This is a genomic window from Streptomyces sp. NPDC037410 (assembly GCF_055602235.1).
Genome location: NZ_JBVJWR010000013.1, coordinates 172,294 through 193,889, shown reverse-complemented (window position 1 = coordinate 193,889; position 21,596 = coordinate 172,294). Strand labels below are relative to the sequence as shown.

Genomic DNA, 21,596 nt, shown 5'->3' with positions numbered 1-21,596 from the left:
GGTCTTCCGTGGGACGGCCCCGGGTGCGCTGAGCGCGCCCGGGGCCGTCGTCTTTCCCGTGCGGGGTCAGGCGGGCGTCGACGAGGCGGTGGACGTCCCGGAGGCGGAGGGGGCACCGAGGGTGGTGGTGGTCTCGCCGCCCGCGGGAGGAGCCGTGGTCGTCGGCGGGGGCGTCGTGGGCGTCTCGGTCGTCGGCGGCGGGCTGGTGGTCGTCGGCGGCGGCGTGGTCGGCGGCTTCGGCGGCTTGGGGCTCGTCGCCGTGGGGCGCGGCGGCCTCGTGGTCGCGCTCGGGCTCGTCGGCGCCGCGGTCGTCGAGGGGGACGTCGGCGCCGACGGGCTGTCCGAGGCCGACGGCGAGCCCGAGGCGGACGGGGCCGTCGAGGCGGACGGCGACGCGCTGCCGGAGTCCGAGGGGCTCGGGGAGTCCGAGCGGGTCGCCTCCCCCGTCTCGGCCGGGGCGCTCTCGCCGTCGGCCGGCGGCTCGTCGCCTTCGAGGCCGTCGTCGGTGCCGCTCTCGCTCGCGGTGCTGTCGGAGGTGACGTGGTCGGTGGCGGGGGTCTCGCCGCTGCCCGAGGTGAGGCCGAGGGTCACGACGGTGCCGAGGACGGCGACGAGGAGTCCGCCCGCGCCGACGGCGACGAGGTTGCGGCGGGCGCCGCTGAGGATGCCGCCCCTGAGGCCGGAGCGGCTGCCGCCGGTGTCGGCGGGGGTGAGGACCGTCGGGGCCTCGTCGGCGAAGTCGGGGAACGCCGGGACGGGGGCCGTCGCCGGGGTACGGAGGGCTCCGCCCGGCAGCGGGGCGGTGGCGGGCTCCGGCTTCGTGAGGGCGGGCCGGGCGGCGGGGCCGCGCAGGGCGGGGGTGCCGCGCGGCGGGGAGACGGGCTCCACGGCGGAAGCGGCGGAAGCGGCGGGGGCCGCGTGGTCGCCGGAGAGGTCGGCGACGAGGGCGAGCGCCCGGCGGCCGGCGACGGTGCCCCGCTTGTCGGCGAGGACGCCGCGCATGCCGATGGAGGCCTCCAGCTCGGCGCGGGCGCGCTCCAGGTTCCCGGCGCAGACCGCGAGGACGCCGAGCTCGTGGTGGAAGTAGGCCTCTTCGGCGACGTCGCCGGTGAGGCGGGCGGCTTCCTGTCCGGCGCGCAGGGCGCGTTCCCAGGCGCCCCAGTGGAGTCCGGCGGCGAAGGCGGGAGCGGCGGCGCGGGCGAGGAGGACGGCGGTGGCCCGGTGTTCGGCGGCGGGCTCTCCGGTGCCGGGGATCAGCGCGGTGAGGGCGGCGAGCAGGGCGTCGGCCTCGGCGGCGGCCCGTTCGGGGGTGACGGAGGGGTGGGCGGTCCACCAGGCGTAGTGCTGGGCGATGGTGTGGGCACGGTCGGCGGCCTCGTGCTCGTAGCCGTGGGCGAGGAGCTGGGTGAGGACTCCGGCGGCGAGCCGGTAGCGGGGGCCGGCCGGGGAGAGCAGTCCGCAGGCCATGAGTTCGCCGAGGGCGGCGTCGGCGTGGGTGTCGCCGACGAGGGCCGGGAGGTGGGCGTGGTGCGGGACCTCGCCGCCGAGGGCGACGGCGAAGCGCAGGGCGGCCTGGGCGGAGCGGCTGAGGCGGGAGGCGAGGAGCGCGGCGGGGGCGGCGCCCTCGCCGAGGCTGGGCAGCGGTATCTCGCGCAGTTCGACGTCGGGGTCGTCGGCGCCGTCGAAGGCGGCGGCCGCGTTGGCCGCCGCGGCGGCGGGGTCGGCGGGTCCGAAGGCCTCTTCGAGGGCGCCGAAGGCGTCGAACTCGGCGGGGGTGACGCGCAGCCTGTCGCGCTGCCGGAGCAGGGCGCCGGCCTGGACGAAGCGGAGCGGGAGCCCTTCGGACTCGAACCACAGGTCGCCGGCCCAGTTCGCCTCCTCCTCGGTGAGGGGGCGGCCGACGGCGCTCTCCAGGAGCTCCAGGGCGGCGGCGCGGCCGAGGCCGGCGAGGGGGATCCCCTCGACGTGGGCGTCGGCGGAGGGGGCGGGGGTGTCGGGGCCCGCGGCGAGGAGGAAGGCGCACTCAGGGGCGGCGGCGAGGAGCTCGTCGAGGGCGGCGCCGCCGAACTCCAGGTCGTCGACGACGACGACGGCGCCGACGTCGCGGAGCCGGTCGAGGAGGGCGGCCCGGTCGGGGCGCTGGTCGGGGGCGTACCGGACGGCCGTGAAGAGCTCGTGGAGGAGTTCCGTGGGCGTGCGGTGGTGGCCGGAGAGGCGGACGACTCCGTCGGGCGCGAGGCCGGCGCAGTCGGCGGCGACGGCGTCGAGGAGGGCGGTGCGGCCGGAGCCGGGGGCGCCGGTGAGGCGGGCGGAGCGGCCCTGGCGGAGGATGCCGGTGAGCCGCTCGCGCTCCTCCTGGCGTTCGAGGAGGGGCAGCTCGGGGGCGGCGGGGCCCGGCGGGAGGGGCGGGGCGGCGGCGCGGGCGGCCTCGGCGCGCTCCTCGGCGGTGCGGGGGCGGGGGGCGGCCGGTTCCCGCCCGGGCGGGCAGGGTTCGATCTCGCTGCCGTCGACGGGGTTGACGGTGAGGAGCAGTTCGCCGGAGACGAGCCGGACGACGCGGGCGCGCGCGGGCGTCTGGGCGGGTGCCGGCGTGGGCGCGCCGCGGCCCTGGCGGGCGTCTTCGCCCTCGGTGTCGTGACCGTACTCCTCCGACCCAGGGTTGATCGGGTCCATGGTCCAAGCTCCCAAGCAGCGGTGTCCGGTGCCCGCCGGTGGGTCCGTCCGGTGTGCGGGCGGGTCCGTCAAGGTGCGGGCGACCGAACCCTAGACCGTGGTCAGGCGCTCGGGAACAGTCGGGGTGCCCCCGAGACCAAGACGTCACGGTCTTGTGAGGATTGAGCGTGACGCCTGGTTCACACAGCGGCTTCACACACGGCGGGGCCTCGGGGAGGTCACACGCGGGGCAGGGACTCCAGGGCGAGGCCGCCCTCGATGGCGAGGATGCGGTGGAGCCTGGTGGCGACGAGGAGCCGCTGCATCTGGGGCGGCACCCCGCGCAGGACGAGGCGGCGGCCGCAGCGGCCGGCCCTCCGGTGGGCGCCCATGATGACGCCGAGTCCGGTCGCGTCCCAGGAGTCGAGGCCGGTCAGGTCGAGCACGAGGTCGCCGACTCCGTCGTCGACGGCCGTGTGCAGGACCGTGCGGGCGTCCGCCGCGCTGCGGACGTCGAGGCGGCCCCCGACGACCAGCTCGACGTGGTCGCCCCTGATGTGCATATGCGCTCCCCGAGAGTGCTCCGTCTTCGCAACAACTGACTGCCGCACCGGCAGATACGTTGCGCCTTGTCAGCGAACCGATACCGAAATTCACCCCACGGAGTGAGGGCGGGGTGGCGGGCCGGGATCAGTACTTGTAGAAGCCCTGCCCGCTCTTGCGGCCGATGTCACCCGCGTCCACCATCCGGCGCATCAGCTCCGGCGGCGCGAACTTCTCGTCCTGGGACTCGGTGTAGATGTTGTTGGCGGCGTTCACCAGGATGTCGATGCCGGTGAGGTCGGCGGTGGCGAGCGGGCCCATGGCGTGGCCGAAGCCGAGCTTGCAGGCGATGTCGATGTCCTCGGCGGTGGCGACGCCCGACTCGTGGAGCTTGGCGGCCTCGACGACGAGGGCCGAGATGAGGCGGGTGGTGACGAAGCCGGCGACGTCGCGGTTGACGACGATGCAGGTCTTGCCGACGGACTCGGCGAAGGCGCGGGCGGTGGCGAGGGTCTCGTCGCTCGTCTTGTAGCCGCGGACCAGCTCGACGAGCTGCATCATCGGCACGGGTGAGAAGAAGTGGACGCCGACGACGGCCTCGGGGCGCTCGGTCACCGCGGCGATCTTGGTGATCGGGATCGCGGAGGTGTTGGAGGCGAGGACGGCGCCGTCCTTGACGATCTTGTCGAGCGAGCGGAAGATCTCGTGCTTGACGTCGAGGTTCTCGAAGACGGCCTCGACGACGATGTCGGCGTCGGCGACGGCGTCGAGCTCGGTGGTGGCGGTGATGCGCCCGAGCGCGGCCTCGGCGTCCTCGGCGGTGAGCTTGCCCTTGGCGACGAACTTGTCGTACGACGCCTTGATGCCGTCGGTGCCGCGGGTCAGGGCGGCGTCGGTGACGTCACGCAGGACGACGTCCCAGCCCGCCTGTGCGGAGACCTGCGCGATGCCGGATCCCATGAGTCCGGCCCCGATGACGGCGAGCTTCCTGGCCACGATCTTCCACCCCTTTTAACGCCTGTTCACTTCTGGCTCTCCGGCGGAGATTAGCGGTCGCGGGGCCCCATGTGACCGCGAAGTAATGCGCGTCACGCCCTCTTTGACGGACGTCACACTCACGACACTCCTCAGGCGCTGTCCGGCGGATGAAGGCCGGGGCCGCCGGACAGGCACTAGTCCTCGCGTACCGCGTACGTCAGGACCTTCTCGCTCAGCAGCTCCTCGATCTCGTCGAGGAGGACGAGGGCCTCGCGGGAGACGGCGGTCGCCTTGCGTCCGGCGGTCATCTCGCCGGCGATGTAGCCGACGACGGTGGACTCGATCCAGGCGATCTGGCCGCCGACGAGCAGCGGCAGCGGGTCGTCGGGCCCGGCGCCCACCTCCTCGCGCAGGGCGGCGACGGTGGTCCGGCGGACCTCCTGCTGGAGGGCCATGAGCCGGGCCTGGAGGGTGGGGGCCTCGTCGATCACCCGCATGAAGTCGGCGTACCCGTCCATCAGCCCGTAGGCGGGCGAGACGGCGGTGACATGGCCGCGGATCTCGCGGAGCACGGCCTGCGCGGCGGACTCCCCCGCGTCGCGGCCGCGGATCATCCGGGCGAGCCGGTGGGCGATGCCCTCCATCCGGTCGAGGAAGAGGTCCTCCCTGGCCGGAAAGTAGTTTTGGAGCGCTCTCCCGGTGCGAACCGGCAGATTCCTGCCTACCGTGCGGTGGCGGGCTTGACGCGACGAGCACGCCTGACGACTGCCCTCCCGGCAGCCGGGAGGAGCGCGAGGCCCATCCGGTAGAGGTGCAGGATGTTCCGACCTGCGTTGTGGTCGGCGTTGCCGGTCCAGCCGCAGTCGGGGTTTTTACAGACGAACACGGCCTGGGACTCCCGGCTACCAGGGGTCGTGTGCCCGCAGGCTGAGCACCGCTGGGAGGTTCCGGGCGCGGGGACCTTGTGCAGGCTGCCGCCCTCGCGGGTGGTCTTATACGCCAGGAGTTCGACTGTGCGACCCCACGCCTCCTGAGCGATGGCGCGGTTCAGGCCGGACTTCTGGGCGACATTCCGGCCTGGCCGGTCCGCCGTTCCCCTGGCGCTCTTGACCATGTTCGTGATCTGCAATGCCTCCACCACCACGGTGCCGTATGTCCGGGCAATGGCCGTGGTGGTTTGATGCTGCCAGTCCAAGTGCCTGCGCTTGGCTCTCGCGCGAAGCCCCTGAATCCGGTCGTACGTACGCTGTAATCGGCGGGACGTCTTCTCTCCGCGTCTGCGGCAGGTCTTGCGGTGGGCGGCCCGTTGCTCCAGGCCGACCAGTGTGGTCTTCTCCTTCGCCGTCAGCCATTCGCCGTGGCCGTACGCGGTCCCGTCCGAGAGGGCGAGAGGCACGGTCACGCCGACGTCGATCCCCACCTCGGGGCCATCGTGTGTCTCGGGCTCGGGCTCGAATGTCTGGACTCGGAAGGCTATGTGCCAGCCGAGTGCATCCTTGACCAGCCGTGCACCGGTGACGCGCTCGTCGGCACCGGTGCGCCTGCCCACGGGCAGGTCCTTGGTCCAGCGAAGGCGAACGCGGCCGACCTTCGGAATGTTGACCATCCCCCAGCGGCGGTGCACACGCACAATGTGCAGGTCGCGCCCTTGCGGAATGTCCACCGACAGCCCGGCGCGGAAGCGGGCCTTGAAGCGCGGCACCTCCGCGCGGCCATCCCAGTAGTTCTTCCACGCCCGGAAATACGCCTTGAGCACCGCCTGCGCGGCTTGCGCCGGGAGCACCCCAAGCCAGTCGATCTCCTTGCGGGCCTGCCGGATGGCGGCATCCGCCGCCGCCAGGGAACGCTTCTGTCTGGGCAGCATCTGCCACCAATCGTGCAGCAGGTTCCACATCGTGCGGGCGGCGTGCGCCTGGTCGTCCAGGAGCCGGACCTGTGCAGGTGTCAGCGCCAAACGGGCACGATGCCCGAACTGTCGCTTCATTGTCACACGTCCGCTCACACCTCGAAGCTAGAGCACCGCCAGACGCCATAAGTGCACTTGCTCTCATTCGACGCATACTGACCCAGTTACACCCACACGGTTAGGCCTCACTGACAGAGCGCGACCAGAAGTGATCTCCCATGTCCTCCACGCGCACCCCGCCGCCTGTGGCGACCAACGGCAGCGAACCGCTTTCGTACGCCGCTATCTGGTGGACGCGGTACGGGACGCGCACATCGGGCACTAGCGACCACCACCATGCTGTACGGCGGCCTCGCCGCGACCGGGCTCACGGCGCTCGCCGTGACGGTCGGCACACGGACGTTCCGCGGGGCCCAGGCGTAACTACGCTGGGACCATGGTCAATCTGACGCGCATCTACACCCGTACCGGCGACAAGGGCACCACGGCGCTCGGCGACATGAGCCGGACCGCCAAGACGGATCTCCGGATCTCCGCCTACGCCGACGCCAACGAGGCCAACGCCGCCATCGGGACGGCCATCGCCCTCGGGCAGCTCGACGAGGACGTCGTGAAGGTCCTCGTCCGGATCCAGAACGACCTCTTCGACGTGGGCGCCGACCTCTGCACGCCGGTGGTGGAGAACCCCGAGCACCCGCCGCTGCGCGTCGAGCAGTCGTACGTCGACAAGCTGGAGGCCGACTGCGACCACTTCCTGGAGCGGCTCGACAAGCTGCGCTCCTTCATCCTGCCGGGCGGCACGCCCGGGGCGGCCCTGCTGCACCAGGCGTGCACGGTGGTCCGGCGGGCGGAGCGCTCCACCTGGGCGGCCCTGGAGGTGCACGGCGAGACGATGAACGCGCTGACCGCCACGTACCTCAACCGGCTGTCAGACCTGCTCTTCATCCTTGCGCGCACCGCGAACAAGGAAGTCGGGGACGTGCTCTGGGTCCCGGGCGGCGACCGCTGACCCGCTTTCCGGGTCCTTCTTCGGCCGGACGAAGTAGCTGAGCGCGATCAGTCCGTGGATGCCGACGGCCCGCCACGCGGCGAACATCCAGCTCCGCAGGCTGTCGGTGTCGCCGTCGTCGCCGACGTACCAGCGCGCGAGGAGCAGCAGGGCCGTGGCGACGGCGCCGCCGACGAGCGTGCCCAGCCAGATGCGGCCCTCGTGGCGGGCGCGGGCCATGCCGTACTTGGGGGGCTTCGGGGGCGGCGGGCCGCCGCCGAGGCGGTGGGCGGCGTGGCCGTCGAGCCACTTCACGGTGCGGTGGCCGTGGCCGGCGGTGTAGCCGAGGTACAGCGCGGCGAGGCCGTGCTCCCAGCTCGGGTCCGCACCGTTCTTGAGGTCGATCGCGGTGGCGACGAGGAGCACGACCTCCAGGACCGGCTCGCAGAGCAGCAGCGCCATACCGGTCCTGGGCATCTTCAGGAGATAGCGGATGGCGAGGCCGGCGGCCAGCAGGACCCAGAAGCCGACCTCGCAGAGCACGATCAGCGTGACGATCACGGTGGTTCCCCTTTCGGTTCCCCTTCAGCGTCCCGTGGGCCCGGGCCCGGTTCGTCGTCGCCGGTGACGAAGTCCGTCTACATCCTTCGGCGGAGGGACGGATCGGCCCGGGCGACGAGTTCCCGGCCCGGTGCGGCATGTTGGATGAGTACGTGACGCTCCCCCGCCCGCACCGCACCGATCTGTCCATCGCCGCCTTCGGCCTCGTCGGCGGGCTGATCCTGTGGTCGTTCGGGCTGCACACCCAGGTGGACCGGTGGTTCACCCAGCGCTGGGTGGTCCTGGTGCCGCTCGTGGTGATGGCCGGGTGCGAGGCGATGCGCCGGACGGCGCCCCGCGCGGCGCTGACCGCGGGCACGCTCGCGGTCGTCGCGGACCAGTGCACGTACGGGAGCCTGGCCACCGTCCTGATGTTCACGGACGTCGTGTACGCGGCCGTGGTGTACGGGTCGCCCGCGCACGCCCGCCGCGTCCCGTACACCACCGGTCTCGTCACGGTCGGGGTGACGATCGGCTTCCTGGTCTGGTGGCAGAACGCGTACGCGCTGCTCATCGGGGTGCTCACCGGCATGATCTCCTTCCTCCCCGCGGTCACGGGCGCGATCGTCCGCAACCACCGGGAGACGGCGGACGCGGCCAGGCTGCGGGCCGAACAGACCGCGCTGCTCGCCGAGATGGACCGGGCGCAGGCGGTGGTGGCCGAGCGGGCCCGGATGGCGCGCGAGCTGCACGACATGGTGGCGAACCACCTCTCGGCGATCGCGATCCACTCCACGGCCGCGCTGTCCCTCGACGAACCGGCCACCACCCGGCAGGCGCTGACGGTCATCCGCGAGAACAGCGTGGCGGGCCTCGCCGAGATGCGGCGGCTCATCGGGCTGCTGCGGGACAGCGGCGGGGAGACGGAGCCGGGGGCCGTGCCGAGCCTCGACGCGCTCGACACGCTGGTCGAGCGGGCCCGGACGAACGGCTCGGCCGACGGTCTGGACTTCGTCCTGGAGGACAACCGCCCGCCGGACGGTGCCCTGCCGGCGCCGGTGGAGCTGGCCGCGTACCGGATCGTGCAGGAGTCGCTGACCAACGCGGTCAAGCACGCCGCCCCCGGTACGGTCAGAGTCCGGGTCGGCCGGTCCGGCGGGGTGCTCACGGTGGCGGTGGACTCGCCGTACGGGGAGCGTCCGGGGCCGCGCGCGCCCGGCTCGGGTCAGGGACTGGTGGGCATGCGGGAGCGCACGGAGCTGCTCGGCGGGGAGTTCCGCGCGGCGGCCTCGGGGGCGGTCTGGCAGGTGCGGGCGGTGCTGCCCGCCGAAGAGAGGGCGGGAACGGCATGACGGTGCGGGTGGTGGTCGCGGAGGACCAGTCCGCGGTACGGGCGGGGCTCGTGCTGATCCTGGGGAGCGCGCCCGACATCGAGGTGGTCGGCGAGGCGGCCGACGGCGAGCGGGCGGTGGAGCTGGCGCGCGAGCTGCGTCCCGATCTGGTCCTGATGGATGTGCAGATGCCCCGGATGGACGGGGTGACGGCGACGCGCCTGGTGGTGTCGGAGGGTCTCGCCGACGTGCTCGTCCTGACGACCTTCGACCTGGACGAGTACGTCTTCGGGGCGCTGCGGGCCGGGGCCTCGGGCTTCCTGCTGAAGGCCACAGAGGCGAAGGACCTGATCACGGCGGTGCGGACGGTGGGGCGCGGCGAGGGTCTGATCGCCCCGGCGGTGACGCGGCGGCTGATCGCGGAGTTCGCCGCCCCGAGCCGTCCGGTGGCGGACTCCGCCGTACTGGACGTGCTGACGCCCCGGGAGCGGGAGGTGCTCTCGGCGCTCGGCCTGGGTCTTTCGAACGCGGAGATCGCGGTCCATCTGGACATGGCGGAGGCGACGGCGAAGACGCATGTGAGCAAGGTCCTGGGAAAGCTGGAGCTGCGGAGCCGGGTCCAAGCGGCCGTACTGGCACAGGAGTTGGGGATTTAGCAGTTCTTTGCCGACGTTGGTCTGGACCTCTTGACGATTGGTCCAGACCTTCCTACGCTCGCGGGGCGCGCGCATCTTCACGGACCACCCCCACCTTGTCCGTCCGCAACTTGAGGAGCACCGTTGAGCACTCAAGCACCGACGCGCAGAACAGGGTTCAGACAGCGGACCGCCGCCGGACTGACCGCCCTGATCCTGCCTCTCGCCGCCCTGGTCGGCCTCGCCTCCCCCGCCGAAGCCGCCGCCTCGGCCACCGCGACCTACGCCAAGACCCAGGACTGGGGCACCGGCTTCGAGGGCAAGTGGACGGTGAAGAACACCGGCACCACGACCCTCTCCTCCTGGACCGTCGAGTGGGACTACCCCGCCGGCACCTCCGTCACCTCCGCCTGGGACGCCACCGTCACCGGCTCCGGCACCCACTGGACCGCCAAGAACGTCGGCTGGAACGGCACCCTCGCCCCCGGCGCCTCCGTCTCCTTCGGCTACAACGGCGCAGGCCCCGGCGCGCCCAGCGGCTGCAAGATCAACGGCGCTCCCTGCGACGGCACCACCGTGCCGGGCGACAACCCGCCCTCGGCCCCCGGCACCCCGGTCGCCTCGAACATCACCGACACCTCGGCCAAGCTCACCTGGACCGCGGCCACCGACGACAAGGGCGTCAAGAACTACGACGTCCTGCGCGACGGCACGAAGGTGACCACCACCACCGGCCTCACCTTCACCGACAGCGGCCTCACCGCGGGCACCGACTACTCGTACACCGTCGTCGCCCGCGACACCACCGACCAGACCGGCCCCGCCGCCGGCCCGGTCGCCGTCCACACCACCGGCGGAGGCGGCGGCACCCCGCTCCCGAACGCCGTGAAGATGGGCTACTTCACCAACTGGGGCGTCTACGGGCGCAATTACCACGTGAAGAACATCGTGACCTCCGGCTCCGCGTCGAAGATCACGCACATCAACTACGCCTTCGGCAACGTCCAGAACGGCAAGTGCACCATCGGCGACTCCTACGCCGACTACGACAAGGCCTACACCGCCGACCAGTCCGTCGACGGCGTCGCCGACACCTGGGACCAGCCGCTGCGCGGCAACTTCAACCAGCTCCGCAAGCTGAAGAAGGCCTACCCGAACATCAAGGTGATCTGGTCCTTCGGCGGCTGGACCTGGTCCGGCGGCTTCGGCCAGGCCGTGCAGAACCCGACCGCCTTCGCCCAGTCCTGCTACGACCTGGTCGAGGACCCGCGCTGGGCCGACGTCTTCGACGGCATCGACCTGGACTGGGAGTACCCCAACGCCTGCGGTCTGTCCTGCGACACCAGCGGCGCGGCCTCCTTCAAGAACATGATGCAGGCCATGCGCGCCAAGTTCGGCGCCAACAACCTGGTCACCGCGGCCGTCACCGCCGACGCCTCCACCGGCGGCAAGATCGACGCCGCCGACTACGCGGGCGCCGCGCAGTACATGAACTGGTTCAACGTCATGACGTACGACTTCTTCGGCGCCTGGGCGGCGCAGGGCCCGACGGCCCCGCACTCCCCGCTCACCTCGTACGCCGGCATCCCGCAGCAGGGCTTCAACTCCGCCGAGGCGATCGCCAAGTTCAAGGCGAAGGGCGTCCCGGCCAACAAGCTGCTGCTCGGCATCGGCTTCTACGGCCGCGGCTGGACCGGCGTCACCCAGGACGCCCCCGGCGGCACGGCGACCGGCCCGGCGCAGGGCACGTACGAGCAGGGCATCGAGGACTACAAGGTCCTCAAGAACTCCTGCCCGGCCAACGGCACCGTCGCGGGCACGGCGTACGCCCACTGCGGCACCAACTGGTGGAGCTACGACACCCCCGCCACCGTGAACTCGAAGATGAGCTGGGCCAAGAACCAGGGCCTCGGCGGAGCGTTCTTCTGGGAGTTCAGCGGTGACACCGGCAACGGCGAGCTCGTCGGCGCCATCAACACCGGCCTGAACTAGCGGAGACGAGGAAGCGGGGACGGCGCAGCACGCCGTCCCCGCTTCTTCATGCCTCAGGCCACATTCACTCGCTGCCCTGGAGGCGCAGCCTCCAGCCAGGCCATGAAGCCCGTCCGGGCGTCCTCGCTCATCGCGAGCTCCAGGCGGACGCCCTCGTACATACAGGGCTGGATCACGGAGTCGGAGAGCAGCGCGAGCTCCTCCTCGCCCTCCGGCATCCGGCGCTCGAGCGCCACGATGGAGGAACGCTCCAGGATCCGGCGCGGGCGGGGCGAGTACGAGAAGACACGGAACCAGGCGATCTCGTCACCGCTGTAGCGGGCGACGCCGTACACCCAGCCCTTGCCGTTCGGATCGGGTTCGTCGGGGAGGTCCCAGCGCAGGGAGCAGTCGAAGGTGCCGCCGGCGCGCTGGATCAGTCTCCGGCGCAAGCCGAAGACGAAGAGCCCGATCACCACCAGTGCGACGACGATGCCGCACACGAGCAGAGCGAGGAACATCTTCACCGACCTCCTCGCTGCGTCCCGTAGCCGGCACGGCCGGCAGAACCGAATACAACCTGCATCTGCATCGCCTCAGCCGCGACACGCTCCGGAGTATTCCGGACCGTGCCGCGGCTGAGGGCACTCCTACTCGGCGCGGACCGCTAGCGGACCGCTACCGCGCGCAGCCGGACCTCGGCGCGCCGCTCGGCGGCGGCGTCGGAGTCCGTCTTCGCACGCTCCAGCGCGCGCTCGGCGCGCTGGGCGTCGATCTCGTCAGCCAGCTCGCAGATCTCCGCGAGCAGAGACAGCTTGTCGTCGGCGAACGAGATGAATCCGCCGTGGACGGCGGCGACGATGGTCGCGCCCTCGCTCGTACGGATGGTCACCGGGCCCGACTCCAGCACACCGAGCAGCGGCTGGTGGCCGGGCATGACGCCGATGTCGCCGGAGGTGGTACGCGCGATGACCAGGGTGGCCTCGCCGGACCAGACACTCCGGTCCGCGGCGACCAGCTCGACGTGCAGCTCAGCAGCCAAGGGTGGCTCCTCGGGTCACCACCCGGCGGTCGTGCCGGGTGTTGGGGTCAATTCTAGGGGGCGTGGAGAGGGGGACGGGACGGGATCCCGTCCCCCTCGGACGAGCACGAGGCTCAGGAGACGCCGAGCTCCTTGGCGTTGTTCTTGAGGTCCTCAAGGCCACCGCACATGAAGAACGCCTGCTCCGGGAAGTGGTCGAACTCACCGTCGCAGATCGCGTTGAACGCGGCGATCGACTCGTCGAGCGGAACGTCCGAACCGTCCACGCCGGTGAACTGCTTCGCCGCGTGGGTGTTCTGGGACAGGAAGCGCTCGACACGCCGGGCGCGGTGGACAGTGATCTTGTCCTCCTCGCTCAGCTCGTCGATACCGAGGATCGCGATGATGTCCTGGAGGTCCTTGTACTTCTGCAGGATTCCCTTGACGCGCGTGGCGGCGTCGTAGTGGTCCTGCGCGATGTAGCGCGGGTCCAGGATCCGGGACGTGGAGTCCAGCGGGTCCACGGCCGGGTAGATGCCCTTCTCGGAGATCGGACGGGAGAGAACCGTCGTCGCGTCGAGGTGGGCGAAGGTGGTCGCCGGCGCCGGGTCGGTGAGGTCGTCGGCGGGGACGTAGATCGCCTGCATCGAGGTGATCGAGTGACCACGGGTCGAGGTGATGCGCTCCTGGAGGAGACCCATCTCGTCGGCCAGGTTCGGCTGGTAACCCACCGCGGAGGGCATACGGCCGAGCAGGGTCGAGACCTCGGAACCGGCCTGCGTGAAGCGGAAGATGTTGTCGATGAAGAACAGCACGTCCTGCTTCTGCACATCGCGGAAGTACTCCGCCATGGTCAGACCGGCGAGGGCCACACGGAGACGGGTGCCCGGGGGCTCGTCCATCTGGCCGAAGACGAGCGCGGTCTTGTCCAGAACGCCCGACTCTTCCATCTCCGCGATGAGGTCGTTGCCCTCACGCGTGCGCTCACCGACACCGGCGAACACGGAAACACCCTCGTGCAGCTTCGCCACACGCATGATCATTTCCTGGATCAGAACGGTCTTGCCGACACCGGCACCACCGAACAGACCGATCTTTCCACCCTTGACGTACGGAGTGAGAAGGTCGACGACCTTCAGGCCGGTCTCGAACATCTCGGTCTTCGACTCGAGGTCCGCGAACGCCGGGGCCTTGCGGTGGATGGACCAGCGCTCGCCGACCTCCGACTCCGCCTCGGGCTCGTTCAGGATCTGGCCCAGCGTGTTGAACACGCGGCCCTTGGTGACGTCGCCGACGGGCACCGTGATGCCGTCGCCGGTGTCGACCACGGGGGCCTGGCGGACCAGACCGTCGGTGGGCTGCATCGAGATCGTACGGACGATGCCGTCACCGAGGTGCTGCGCGACCTCGAGGGTCAGCGTCTTCAGCGCGCCGTCCTCGGCCGGGTCGGCGACCTGGACGTGGAGGGCGTTGTAGATCTCCGGCATCGCGTCGACGGGGAACTCCACGTCGACGACCGGGCCGATGACCCGGGCGACGCGGCCCGTGGCGGCGGCCGTCTCAACAGAGGTCGTCATTACTTGTCACTCCCCGCGGTCGCGTCGGCCAGGGCTGCGGTGCCACCGACGATCTCGCTGATTTCCTGGGTGATTTCGGCCTGTCGGGCCGCGTTGGCAAGTCGGGAGAGGTTGTTGATCAAGTCTCCCGCGTTGTCGGTCGCCGACTTCATCGCGCGGCGCGTGGCGGCGTGCTTGGAAGCAGCCGACTGGAGCAGCGCGTTGTAGATCCGGCTCTCGACGTAGCGCGGCAGGAGGGCGTCGAGGACGTCCTCCGCCGACGGCTCGAAGTCGTACAGCGGACGGAGGGTGTCCGGCTCGCCGGCCTCCTTCGCCACCTCGTCGAGGCTGAGAGGCAGCAGCCGGGCCTCGACCGCCGTCTGGGTCATCATCGAGACGAACTCGGTGTAGATGATGTGGAGCTCGTCCACACCACCCTCGGCCGTGTCCTTCTCGATCGCCTCGATCAGCGGTGCCGCGACCTTCTTGGCGTCCGCGTACGTGGGCTCGTCCGTGAAGCCGGTCCACGTGTCGCTCAGCTTCCGCTCACGGAAGTTGAAGTGCGCGACACCACGGCGGCCGACGACATAGATGTCGACCGCGCGGCCCTCGCCCTCCAGCTTCGCGATGAGCTTCTCCGCCGCCTTGATGGCGTTGGAGTTGAAGGCACCGGCCAGACCGCGGTCGCTCGAGAGGAGCAGGACCGCGGCACGGCTCGGGTTCTCCGCCTCGGTGGTCAGCGGGTGCTTGTCGTTCGCACCCGTGGCCACCGCCGTGACCGCGCGCGTGAGCTCGGTCGCGTACGGAGTCGACGCCTGCACCTTGCGCTGCGCCTTGACGACACGCGAGGCGGCGATCATCTCCATCGCCTTGGTGATCTTCTTCGTCGCGGTGACGGATTTGATGCGACGCTTGTAGACCCGGAGCTGCGCTCCCATGAGTCAGGTCCCTTCCGTCGTCACTTCGAGACGTTGACGGCGGGAGCGTCCGCGCCCAGCAGCTTGCCGTCAGACGTCTCGAACTGCTGCTTGAACTCGGCGATGGCGTCGGCGACGGCCGTCAGGGTGTCGTCCGACATCTTCTTGCCCTCGCGGATGGAGGTCATGAGACCGGAGTGGTTCTGGCGGAGGTACGCCAGGAGCTCGGCCTCGAAGCGACGGATGTCGGCGACCGGGACGTCGTCCATCTTGCCCGTGGTGCCGGCCCAGACCGAGACGACCTGGTTCTCCGTGGGCATCGGCTGGTACTGAGCCTGCTTGAGCAGCTCGACCATGCGCTGACCACGCTCAAGCTGCGCCTTCGAGGCCGAGTCCAGGTCGGAACCGAAGGCCGCGAAGGCCTCCAGCTCACGGAACTGGGCCAGGTCCACGCGGAGGCGGCCGGCGATCTGCTTCATGGCCGGGTGCTGGGCGGAGCCACCGACACGGGAGACCGAGATACCGACGTTCAGGGCCGGACGCTGGCCGGCGTTGAACAGGTCGGACTCCAGGAAGCACTGGCCGTCGGTGATGGAGATGACGTTGGTCGGGATGAACGCCGAGACGTCGTTGGCCTTCGTCTCGACGACCGGCAGACCGGTCATCGAGCCCGCGCCCAGCTCGTCCGAGAGCTTCGCGCAGCGCTCGAGGAGACGGGAGTGCAGGTAGAAGACGTCACCCGGGTAGGCCTCACGGCCCGGCGGGCGGCGCAGCAGCAGCGACACGGCGCGGTAGGCGTCGGCCTGCTTCGACAGGTCGTCGAAGACGATCAGGACGTGCTTGCCCTGGTACATCCAGTGCTGACCGATGGCGGAACCGGTGTACGGCGCCAGGTACTTGAAGCCGGCCGGGTCGGACGCCGGGGCGGCGACGATCGTCGTGTACTCGAGCGCACCGGCCTCTTCCAGGGCGCCGCGAACGGACGCGATGGTCGAGCCCTTCTGGCCGACGGCGACGTAGATGCAGCGGACCTGCTTGTTCACGTCACCCGAGCGCCAGTTGTCGCGCTGGTTGATGATCGTGTCGACACACAGAGCGGTCTTGCCGGTCTGACGGTCACCGATGATCAGCTGACGCTGACCACGGCCGACCGGCGTCATCGCGTCGACGGCCTTGTAGCCGGTCTCCATCGGCTCGTGCACCGACTTACGGGCCATAACGCCCGGGGCCTGCAGCTCGAGGGCGCGGCGGCCCTCGGTCGCGATCTCGCCGAGACCGTCGATCGGGTTACCGAGCGGGTCGACGACGCGACCCAGGTAGCCCTCACCGACACCGACGGAGAGGACCTCGCCGGTGCGCTGCACCGACTGACCCTCCTCGATGCCGCTGAACTCGCCGAGGACGATCGCACCGATCTCGCGCTCTTCGAGGTTCAGCGCGAGACCGAGGGTCCCGTCCTCGAACTTCAGCAGCTCGTTCGCCATGGCCGAGGGAAGACCCTCGACCTTGGCAATGCCGTCGCCGGCCAGGCTGACCGTGCCGACCTCCTCGCGCGAGGCCGCGTCCGGCTGGTACGACTGGACGAAGTTCTCCAGTGCGTCCCGGATCTCCTCCGGCCGGATCGTGAGCTCCGCCATCTGGGTTCCCTGCTCTCCTTGTTGGGCCCGAAGTTTCTTAAGGGGTCTGGGGGCCGACCCCCAGGAATCTTCTGCAATCTCTGCACGGCCCAACCGGGCCGCTGGTGATGCTGTGTTGCTGTGCTGCCTTGGTGCTGCTGCGGTCGCTGTCGTCAGCCGGCCAGTCGACGGGTCGCCTCGGCGAGGCGCTCCGCGATGGAACCGTCGATGAGCTCGTCGCCGACGCGCACCGTGATCCCGCCGAGGACCGCGGGGTCCACGTCCAGGTTCAGGTGCATCTCGCGGCCGTACAGCTTCGCCAGTACGGCACCGAGGCGCTGCTTCTGCCCGTCGGACAGCGGCACCGCCGAGGTGACGACGGCGACCATCCGGTCCCGGCGCGCCGCGGCGAGCTTGGACAGGGACTCGAGTCCCGCTTCCAGGCTACGTCCCCGGGGCTGGGTCACCAGACGGACGACCAGACGCTCGGTGGTCGCGTGGGCCTTGCCGCCGAGCAGGCTGCCGAGCAGCGTGCCCTTCGCGGCGGCCGTGGCGGCCTTGTCCGTCAGCGCCGAGCGGAGCTCGGTGCTGGAGGACACGATCCGGCCGAACCGGAACAGCTCGTCCTCGACGTCGTCGAGGGCGCCCGCCTTCTGCGCCGCGGTGAGGTCGGCGGTGTTCGCCAGTTCCTCGGTCGCGTCGACCAGGTCGCGCGAACGCGACCAGCGGGACCGGACCATGCCCGAGACCAGGTCGACGGTCGCGCCGCCCACCTGTCCGCGCAGGAGTCGCTGCGCGAGCTCGGCCTTGGCCTCACCCGACTGAGCGGGGTCGGTCAGGACCCGGCGCAGCGACACCTCGCGGTCGAGCAGCGCGGTGACAGCCGCCAGCTCGTCCGCGAGCACGCCCGCGTCGACCGACGTGCTGTCGGTCAGCGCGTCCAGCGCCTCGCGGCCGGCGGCCAGTGCCTCGCGGCTCGCTCCGTTCATCGGCCGGCCTCTGCCTTCTCCTCAAGCTCGTCGAGGAAACGGTCGATCGCACGGCTCTGGCGGGCGACGTCCTCAAGGGACTCCCCGACCAGCTTGCCGGCCAGGTCCGTGGCGAGCTTGCCGACGTCCTGACGCAGCGAGGTGGCCGCGGCCTTGCGGTCGGCCTCGAGCTGGGCGTGGCCGGCGGCGATGATCTCGTCGCGCTGGCGCTGGCCCTCCGCCTTCATCTCCTGGATGATCGCGGTGCCCTGCTCCGTTGCCTCCTGACGAAGGCGAGCGGCCTCGTGGCGGGCCTCGGTGAGCTGGGCCCGGTACTGCTCGAGCACGCTCTGGGCTTCGGCCTGAGCAGCGTCGGCCTTCTCGATGCCACCCTCGATGGCCTCGCGGCGCTCTTCCAGAACCTTGTTGATGTTCGGGAGGAGCATCTTGGCGAGGAAACCGAAGACGATGACAAAGGCGATCAGACCGATGACCACCTCAGGCCACGGCGGGATGAGAGGATTCTCCTTCTCAGCCTCTTGCGCCAGGATCATGGCGAGGTTCACATCAGTGCCTTTCGTCTAAAGAGGCGGTCGTCGCAGTTCGTCTTTAGTAGACGAACGGCATGACCATGCCGATGAGGGCGAGCGCCTCACAGAAGGCGAAGCCGAGGATCTGGTTGGCGCGGATCAGACCGGCGGCTTCGGGCTGACGGGCCAGGGCCTGGGTGCCGTTACCGAAGATGATGCCGACGCCGACGCCGGGGCCGATCGCCGCGAGGCCGTAACCGACCGAGCTGAGGGAACCGTCGACAGCAGCAAGGGTCTGGGACATGCCAGTTCTTCCTTCTCTTTCACGGACCGGTGGGGGTTGGCCACCGGACGATTGGGGGTCTTGGGAGAGGACGCTCAGTGGTGCTCGGCGAGCGCGCCCTGGACGAACGTGCAGGCCAGGAGGACGAAGACGTACGCCTGGACGGCCTGGACGAAGAGCTCGAAGCCGGTCATCACGATGACCATGACGAACGAGACACCCGCGTAGGCGATGCCGATGCCGTTCAGCAGGTACCAGGAGGCGATCGTGAAGAGCAGCAGCAGCGTGTGACCCGCGAACATGTTCGCGAAGAGTCGCACGGCGTGGGTGAACGGCCGCAGGATGACGTTCGAGAGGAACTCGATGAACATGACGAGCGGGAGGATCGCGCCGAGCGACTTGTCGTAGCCCGTCAGGTTCTTCAGGCCTCCGACGAAGCCGTGACGCTTGAACGTCAGGCTCATCCAGAGGATGTAGACGATGCCCGCGAGAGCCGCCGGGTACGCGATGATCGACGTCACCGGGAACTGGGCGACCGGGATGATCGACCAGAGGTTCATCATCCAGACGAAGAAGAAGATGGAGACCATCAGGGGGACGTACTTCTCCCCCTCCTTCTTGCCGAGGGTCTCGTACACGATGCCGCGGCGCACGAAGTCGTAGCCGGCCTCGGCGGTCATCTGCAGCTTGCCCGGGATGAGCTTGGGCTTGGCGAAGGCCGCCCAGAAGAAGCCGACGACGATGATCGAGCCGAGCAGCGCGAGGAGCATCGGCTTGTTGAAGTAGAAGCCGTCGGTGTCGCCCCAGATCGGCTCGAACAGGAACGAGTGCAGACCCGGGCCTGGGAAGCCGCATCCGTCGAAGATGTGGCAGTCGGTCTCGAAAGCGAGCACCTGAGTCGGGTCAGCACTCACCGCGGGCTCCTTCAGCGTGGCGCATAGGTACGGCAACCTCGTTGTGTCGGCGCGGCGCGCAGCCGCGGTTCGGCACTGGACTGGTCTTACGGATAAGGGGGCGGCTGGTGGGCATCGAGCCTCGCGCTGCGAAAGGCGCCGGTTCCGATGCCTGCGTCCGCAGTGCCGCAGTTGGCATCGGACGATAGCAGGAAGCCGGAGGGACCTTTACGTCGGCCCTACCTTTCACTGCTTCGACCCCGTGTTCTTGGGGTCGACGTAGAACGTCTTGGCCTTCATGTGCGCCCGGGCCTGTGCAGCGGCCCACACCACGGTTGCCGCGATCAGCGAGAAGGCGAAGGCCTTGAAGTCGAACAGCGTCGTCTTTTTGAACAGGGCGAGGAGAGCGAAGAGCAGCAGCAGCTGGGCCGCGTACAGCATCATTCCCATCGCCGTGAACAACTGCGGGAGGCTCTTGGCCGTCCGCTGGAGGACGAAGAGCCCGGTCCCCATGAAGATGAGCACGACCAAGGTGCCGATTCCCGCGCCGAGAGCGCCCTTCCCGCCGGCGACGACACCACTGATCACCGTGGCGATGACGCCGACGGCGGCAGTGGGGACGACGGCCGAGAGGAGGAGGCGAGCGTCGCTGGAAGGCATGGCGGTGTCTCCGCTTGCTTGGAGGGGGTGGTGATGGTCGTCAGGGACGAGCGTATGCCCGGTCCGAGATGGGCCTCGGGGCCAACAGACCGTCGCACTACGGTCTTTCGGCACTGTCGCCGGGTCTCGTGAACCGTATCACAAACTATTTGAATAGGTCTTTACCCGTAAGGTGTGCAAACAGTCACACATGAGAGTGACCCCGCGCGTGTGTGCGCGACACGGGGTCACCTTGTCTGGTATTGGCCCCGAATGGGGCTTTCGTCAACTGCGCGCCCCGGCCTTACTCCGGTCGGTGAAGCGCGAACGGTGACCGATGGCGGTCGCCCCGTTGACCCCGGCGGGCACGGGCTCCCGTTCCTCCCCGGCCTCGGCGGGCGCCACGGAGGGCTTGCGGCGCCGGTAGCGGGGCGGCACGACCGACTGGGCCCAGCGCGGCGCACGCGGCGTGAAGCGCGGCAGCAGGAGCAGCACCAGGCCGATCGCGCTCAGCGCCACGACGCCGAGGACGATCCACATCGAGGTCGAGTGGACCGAGTAGGCCAGCGTGCCGAAGGCGATGAGCGCCGACCAGAAGTACATGATCAGCACCGCGCGGCTGTGCGAGTGCCCGATCTCCAGGAGCCGGTGGTGCAGATGGCCGCGGTCGGCCGCGAACGGCGACTGGCCCTTCCACGTACGGCGCACGATCGCGAGCACCAGGTCCGCCATCGGGATCGCGATGATCGTCAGCGGCAGCACCAGCGGGATGAAGACCGGCAGGGCGGCGTGCGTGGCCTGACGGGTCGAGCCCTCGAAGATCTTCAGCGCGTCCGGGTCGACCTGACCCGTGATCGAGATGGCGGAGGCCGCCAGGATCAGGCCGATCAGCATCGAGCCCGAGTCGCCCATGAAGATCCGTGCCGGGTGCATGTTGTGCGGGAGGAAGCCCAGGCACATGCCCATGAGGATCGCGGCGAAGAGCGTCGCGGGGGCGGCCGCCTCGATCGTGTAGCCGTACCAGAGGCGGTACGCGTACAGGAAGAAGGCCGCGGCGGCGATGCAGACCATGCCGGCGGCGAGGCCGTCGAGGCCGTCGACGAAGTTCACGGCGTTGATGGTGAGGACCACCAGGGCGACCGTGAGGAGCGTGCCCTGCCAGGGGGTCAGCGCGACCGTGCCGACGCCGGGGATCGGCAGCCACAGGATCGTCAGACCCTGCGCGACCATGACGCCCGCCGAGATCATCTGCGCGCCCAGCTTGATGAGCGCGTCCAGCTCGAACTTGTCGTCGAGGACGCCGATCAGCCAGATCAGCGCGGCGCCGGAGAGCAGCGCGCGGGGCTCGTTGGACTGCTCGAAGACGCTGTTCAGGTTCTGCAGGTGGTCGGCGACGAGGAGTCCCGCGCACAGCCCGAAGAACATGGCGATGCCACCGAGCCGCGGTGTCGGTTCTCGGTGTACGTCGCGGGCGCGGATCTCCGGCATCGCGCCGGTCGCGATGGCGAACTTCCGCACCGGACCGGTGAGCAGATAGGTCACAGCGGCCGTGACACAGAGCGTCAGCAGGTAATCACGCACGGGCTGCCCCACAGGAATAGCTGGCCATCTCAGCCCCACACCCTAGCC

The 21,596-nt window shown here is 70.1% G+C and carries 20 protein-coding genes and 2 pseudogenes; 5 read left to right on the top strand and 17 right to left on the bottom strand.

The features are described from left to right. Positions 1 to 66: 66 nt before the first annotated feature. From ACZ7HT_RS22850 to ACZ7HT_RS22830, 5 genes and pseudogenes are all read right to left on the bottom strand, one after another. The gene (locus ACZ7HT_RS22850; protein WP_471168722.1) at positions 67 to 2,673 is read right to left on the bottom strand and encodes an ATP-binding protein; all 2,607 of its coding nucleotides are present in this window, start codon (positions 2,671 to 2,673) and stop codon (positions 67 to 69) included. Positions 2,674 to 2,891: 218 nt separating this feature from the next. Next, the gene (locus ACZ7HT_RS22845; protein ID WP_041131268.1) at positions 2,892 to 3,215 is read right to left on the bottom strand and encodes an STAS domain-containing protein; all 324 of its coding nucleotides are present in this window, start codon (positions 3,213 to 3,215) and stop codon (positions 2,892 to 2,894) included. A gap of 127 nt (positions 3,216 to 3,342) precedes the next feature. After that, entirely contained in the window at positions 3,343 to 4,191 is an 849-nt protein-coding gene (locus ACZ7HT_RS22840; protein WP_376589606.1) for a 3-hydroxyacyl-CoA dehydrogenase family protein, read from the bottom strand. A 176-nt stretch (positions 4,192 to 4,367) separates the two neighbouring features. After that, positions 4,368 to 4,856: pseudogene (locus ACZ7HT_RS22835) on the bottom strand (TetR/AcrR family transcriptional regulator); the annotation flags it as partial. A gap of 38 nt (positions 4,857 to 4,894) precedes the next feature. Next, complete coding sequence (locus tag ACZ7HT_RS22830) at positions 4,895 to 6,157, bottom strand: RNA-guided endonuclease InsQ/TnpB family protein (RefSeq protein ID WP_471168837.1); 1,263 nt, start codon at positions 6,155 to 6,157, stop codon at positions 4,895 to 4,897. A 202-nt stretch (positions 6,158 to 6,359) separates the two neighbouring features. Between ACZ7HT_RS22830 and ACZ7HT_RS22825 the strand changes: the two are divergent. Together ACZ7HT_RS22825 and ACZ7HT_RS22820 are read left to right on the top strand one after the other, a co-directional pair. Then, positions 6,360 to 6,502: pseudogene (locus tag ACZ7HT_RS22825) on the top strand (ABC transporter permease); the annotation flags it as partial. A 13-nt stretch (positions 6,503 to 6,515) separates the two neighbouring features. Beyond that, positions 6,516 to 7,088: a cob(I)yrinic acid a,c-diamide adenosyltransferase gene (locus ACZ7HT_RS22820; protein ID WP_471168717.1), complete on the top strand. Its 573-nt coding sequence runs from the start codon at positions 6,516 to 6,518 to the stop codon at positions 7,086 to 7,088. On the opposite strand, the gene ACZ7HT_RS22815 is transcribed toward ACZ7HT_RS22820, so the two are convergent. Further along, positions 7,008 to 7,628, bottom strand: coding sequence for a hypothetical protein (locus ACZ7HT_RS22815; protein ID WP_471168714.1), 621 nt, complete (start codon positions 7,626 to 7,628; stop codon positions 7,008 to 7,010). The two genes, ACZ7HT_RS22820 and ACZ7HT_RS22815, sit on opposite strands and share 81 nt — an antisense overlap. A gap of 137 nt (positions 7,629 to 7,765) precedes the next feature. Here ACZ7HT_RS22815 and ACZ7HT_RS22810 point away from each other — a divergent pair, with 137 nt between their 5' ends. From ACZ7HT_RS22810 to ACZ7HT_RS22800, 3 genes are all read left to right on the top strand, one after another. Then, positions 7,766 to 8,959: a sensor histidine kinase gene (locus ACZ7HT_RS22810; protein WP_471168711.1), complete on the top strand. Its 1,194-nt coding sequence runs from the start codon at positions 7,766 to 7,768 to the stop codon at positions 8,957 to 8,959. Then, positions 8,956 to 9,594 carry a response regulator gene (locus tag ACZ7HT_RS22805; protein ID WP_471168709.1) on the top strand — a complete coding sequence of 213 codons (639 nt, stop codon included), beginning with the start codon at positions 8,956 to 8,958 and terminating at the stop codon, positions 9,592 to 9,594. Before ACZ7HT_RS22810 ends, ACZ7HT_RS22805 begins: the two co-directional genes overlap by 4 nt. A gap of 123 nt (positions 9,595 to 9,717) precedes the next feature. Beyond that, positions 9,718 to 11,565, top strand: coding sequence for a glycosyl hydrolase family 18 protein (locus tag ACZ7HT_RS22800; RefSeq protein WP_471168706.1), 1,848 nt, complete (start codon positions 9,718 to 9,720; stop codon positions 11,563 to 11,565). A gap of 53 nt (positions 11,566 to 11,618) precedes the next feature. Here ACZ7HT_RS22800 and ACZ7HT_RS22795 read toward each other — a convergent pair whose 3' ends face one another. The 11 genes from ACZ7HT_RS22795 to ACZ7HT_RS22745 all read right to left on the bottom strand — a co-directional run bounded on the left by ACZ7HT_RS22795 (position 11,619) and on the right by ACZ7HT_RS22745 (position 21,548). Beyond that, positions 11,619 to 12,065 (bottom strand): DUF2550 domain-containing protein, encoded by a 447-nt coding sequence (locus ACZ7HT_RS22795; RefSeq protein WP_116165310.1) that lies wholly within the window; start codon positions 12,063 to 12,065, stop codon positions 11,619 to 11,621. Between the two features lie 146 nt (positions 12,066 to 12,211). Next, complete coding sequence (locus ACZ7HT_RS22790; RefSeq protein ID WP_471168703.1) at positions 12,212 to 12,586, bottom strand: F0F1 ATP synthase subunit epsilon; 375 nt, start codon at positions 12,584 to 12,586, stop codon at positions 12,212 to 12,214. 113 nt (positions 12,587 to 12,699) lie between these two features. Continuing rightward, positions 12,700 to 14,142: a F0F1 ATP synthase subunit beta gene (gene atpD, locus ACZ7HT_RS22785; RefSeq protein WP_471168700.1), complete on the bottom strand. Its 1,443-nt coding sequence runs from the start codon at positions 14,140 to 14,142 to the stop codon at positions 12,700 to 12,702. Then, on the bottom strand, positions 14,142 to 15,059 hold the full coding sequence (locus tag ACZ7HT_RS22780; RefSeq protein WP_471168697.1) for a F0F1 ATP synthase subunit gamma: 918 nt from the start codon (positions 15,057 to 15,059) through the stop codon (positions 14,142 to 14,144). Before ACZ7HT_RS22780 ends, atpD begins: the two co-directional genes overlap by 1 nt. A gap of 20 nt (positions 15,060 to 15,079) precedes the next feature. Beyond that, on the bottom strand, positions 15,080 to 16,675 hold the full coding sequence (atpA, locus tag ACZ7HT_RS22775; protein WP_471168694.1) for a F0F1 ATP synthase subunit alpha: 1,596 nt from the start codon (positions 16,673 to 16,675) through the stop codon (positions 15,080 to 15,082). 152 nt (positions 16,676 to 16,827) lie between these two features. Continuing rightward, positions 16,828 to 17,643: a F0F1 ATP synthase subunit delta gene (locus ACZ7HT_RS22770; protein ID WP_471168691.1), complete on the bottom strand. Its 816-nt coding sequence runs from the start codon at positions 17,641 to 17,643 to the stop codon at positions 16,828 to 16,830. Next, positions 17,640 to 18,176 carry a F0F1 ATP synthase subunit B gene (locus ACZ7HT_RS22765; protein WP_471168833.1) on the bottom strand — a complete coding sequence of 179 codons (537 nt, stop codon included), beginning with the start codon at positions 18,174 to 18,176 and terminating at the stop codon, positions 17,640 to 17,642. Before ACZ7HT_RS22765 ends, ACZ7HT_RS22770 begins: the two co-directional genes overlap by 4 nt. A gap of 55 nt (positions 18,177 to 18,231) precedes the next feature. Next, the gene (locus ACZ7HT_RS22760) at positions 18,232 to 18,456 is read right to left on the bottom strand and encodes an ATP synthase subunit c family protein (protein WP_116158821.1); all 225 of its coding nucleotides are present in this window, start codon (positions 18,454 to 18,456) and stop codon (positions 18,232 to 18,234) included. Between the two features lie 74 nt (positions 18,457 to 18,530). Beyond that, positions 18,531 to 19,349: a F0F1 ATP synthase subunit A gene (atpB, locus tag ACZ7HT_RS22755; protein WP_471168687.1), complete on the bottom strand. Its 819-nt coding sequence runs from the start codon at positions 19,347 to 19,349 to the stop codon at positions 18,531 to 18,533. A 225-nt stretch (positions 19,350 to 19,574) separates the two neighbouring features. Next, positions 19,575 to 19,988 carry a hypothetical protein gene (locus ACZ7HT_RS22750; protein WP_116158823.1) on the bottom strand — a complete coding sequence of 138 codons (414 nt, stop codon included), beginning with the start codon at positions 19,986 to 19,988 and terminating at the stop codon, positions 19,575 to 19,577. A 264-nt stretch (positions 19,989 to 20,252) separates the two neighbouring features. Further along, positions 20,253 to 21,548 carry an MraY family glycosyltransferase gene (locus ACZ7HT_RS22745; RefSeq protein ID WP_471168684.1) on the bottom strand — a complete coding sequence of 432 codons (1,296 nt, stop codon included), beginning with the start codon at positions 21,546 to 21,548 and terminating at the stop codon, positions 20,253 to 20,255. Positions 21,549 to 21,596: the final 48 nt, after the last annotated feature.

Excerpts from the sequence above, each read along its gene's own strand:
- ACZ7HT_RS22810 (WP_471168711.1), top strand. The coding sequence starts at position 7,766 with ATGTTGGATGAGTACGTGACGCTCCCCCGCCCGCACCGCACCGATCTG.
- ACZ7HT_RS22780 (WP_471168697.1), bottom strand. The coding sequence starts at position 15,059 with ATGGGAGCGCAGCTCCGGGTCTACAAGCGTCGCATCAAATCCGTCACC.
- ACZ7HT_RS22845 (WP_041131268.1), bottom strand. The coding sequence starts at position 3,215 with ATGCACATCAGGGGCGACCACGTCGAGCTGGTCGTCGGGGGCCGCCTC.
- ACZ7HT_RS22820 (WP_471168717.1), top strand. The coding sequence starts at position 6,516 with ATGGTCAATCTGACGCGCATCTACACCCGTACCGGCGACAAGGGCACC.
- ACZ7HT_RS22760 (WP_116158821.1), bottom strand. The coding sequence starts at position 18,456 with ATGTCCCAGACCCTTGCTGCTGTCGACGGTTCCCTCAGCTCGGTCGGT.
- atpD (WP_471168700.1), bottom strand. The coding sequence starts at position 14,142 with ATGACGACCTCTGTTGAGACGGCCGCCGCCACGGGCCGCGTCGCCCGG.
- atpA (WP_471168694.1), bottom strand. The coding sequence starts at position 16,675 with ATGGCGGAGCTCACGATCCGGCCGGAGGAGATCCGGGACGCACTGGAG.
- ACZ7HT_RS22805 (WP_471168709.1), top strand. The coding sequence starts at position 8,956 with ATGACGGTGCGGGTGGTGGTCGCGGAGGACCAGTCCGCGGTACGGGCG.
- ACZ7HT_RS22850 (WP_471168722.1), bottom strand. The coding sequence starts at position 2,673 with ATGGACCCGATCAACCCTGGGTCGGAGGAGTACGGTCACGACACCGAG.
- ACZ7HT_RS22770 (WP_471168691.1), bottom strand. The coding sequence starts at position 17,643 with ATGAACGGAGCGAGCCGCGAGGCACTGGCCGCCGGCCGCGAGGCGCTG.
- ACZ7HT_RS22750 (WP_116158823.1), bottom strand. The coding sequence starts at position 19,988 with ATGCCTTCCAGCGACGCTCGCCTCCTCCTCTCGGCCGTCGTCCCCACT.
- ACZ7HT_RS22795 (WP_116165310.1), bottom strand. The coding sequence starts at position 12,065 with ATGTTCCTCGCTCTGCTCGTGTGCGGCATCGTCGTCGCACTGGTGGTG.
- ACZ7HT_RS22765 (WP_471168833.1), bottom strand. The coding sequence starts at position 18,176 with ATGATCCTGGCGCAAGAGGCTGAGAAGGAGAATCCTCTCATCCCGCCG.
- ACZ7HT_RS22830 (WP_471168837.1), bottom strand. The coding sequence starts at position 6,157 with ATGAAGCGACAGTTCGGGCATCGTGCCCGTTTGGCGCTGACACCTGCA.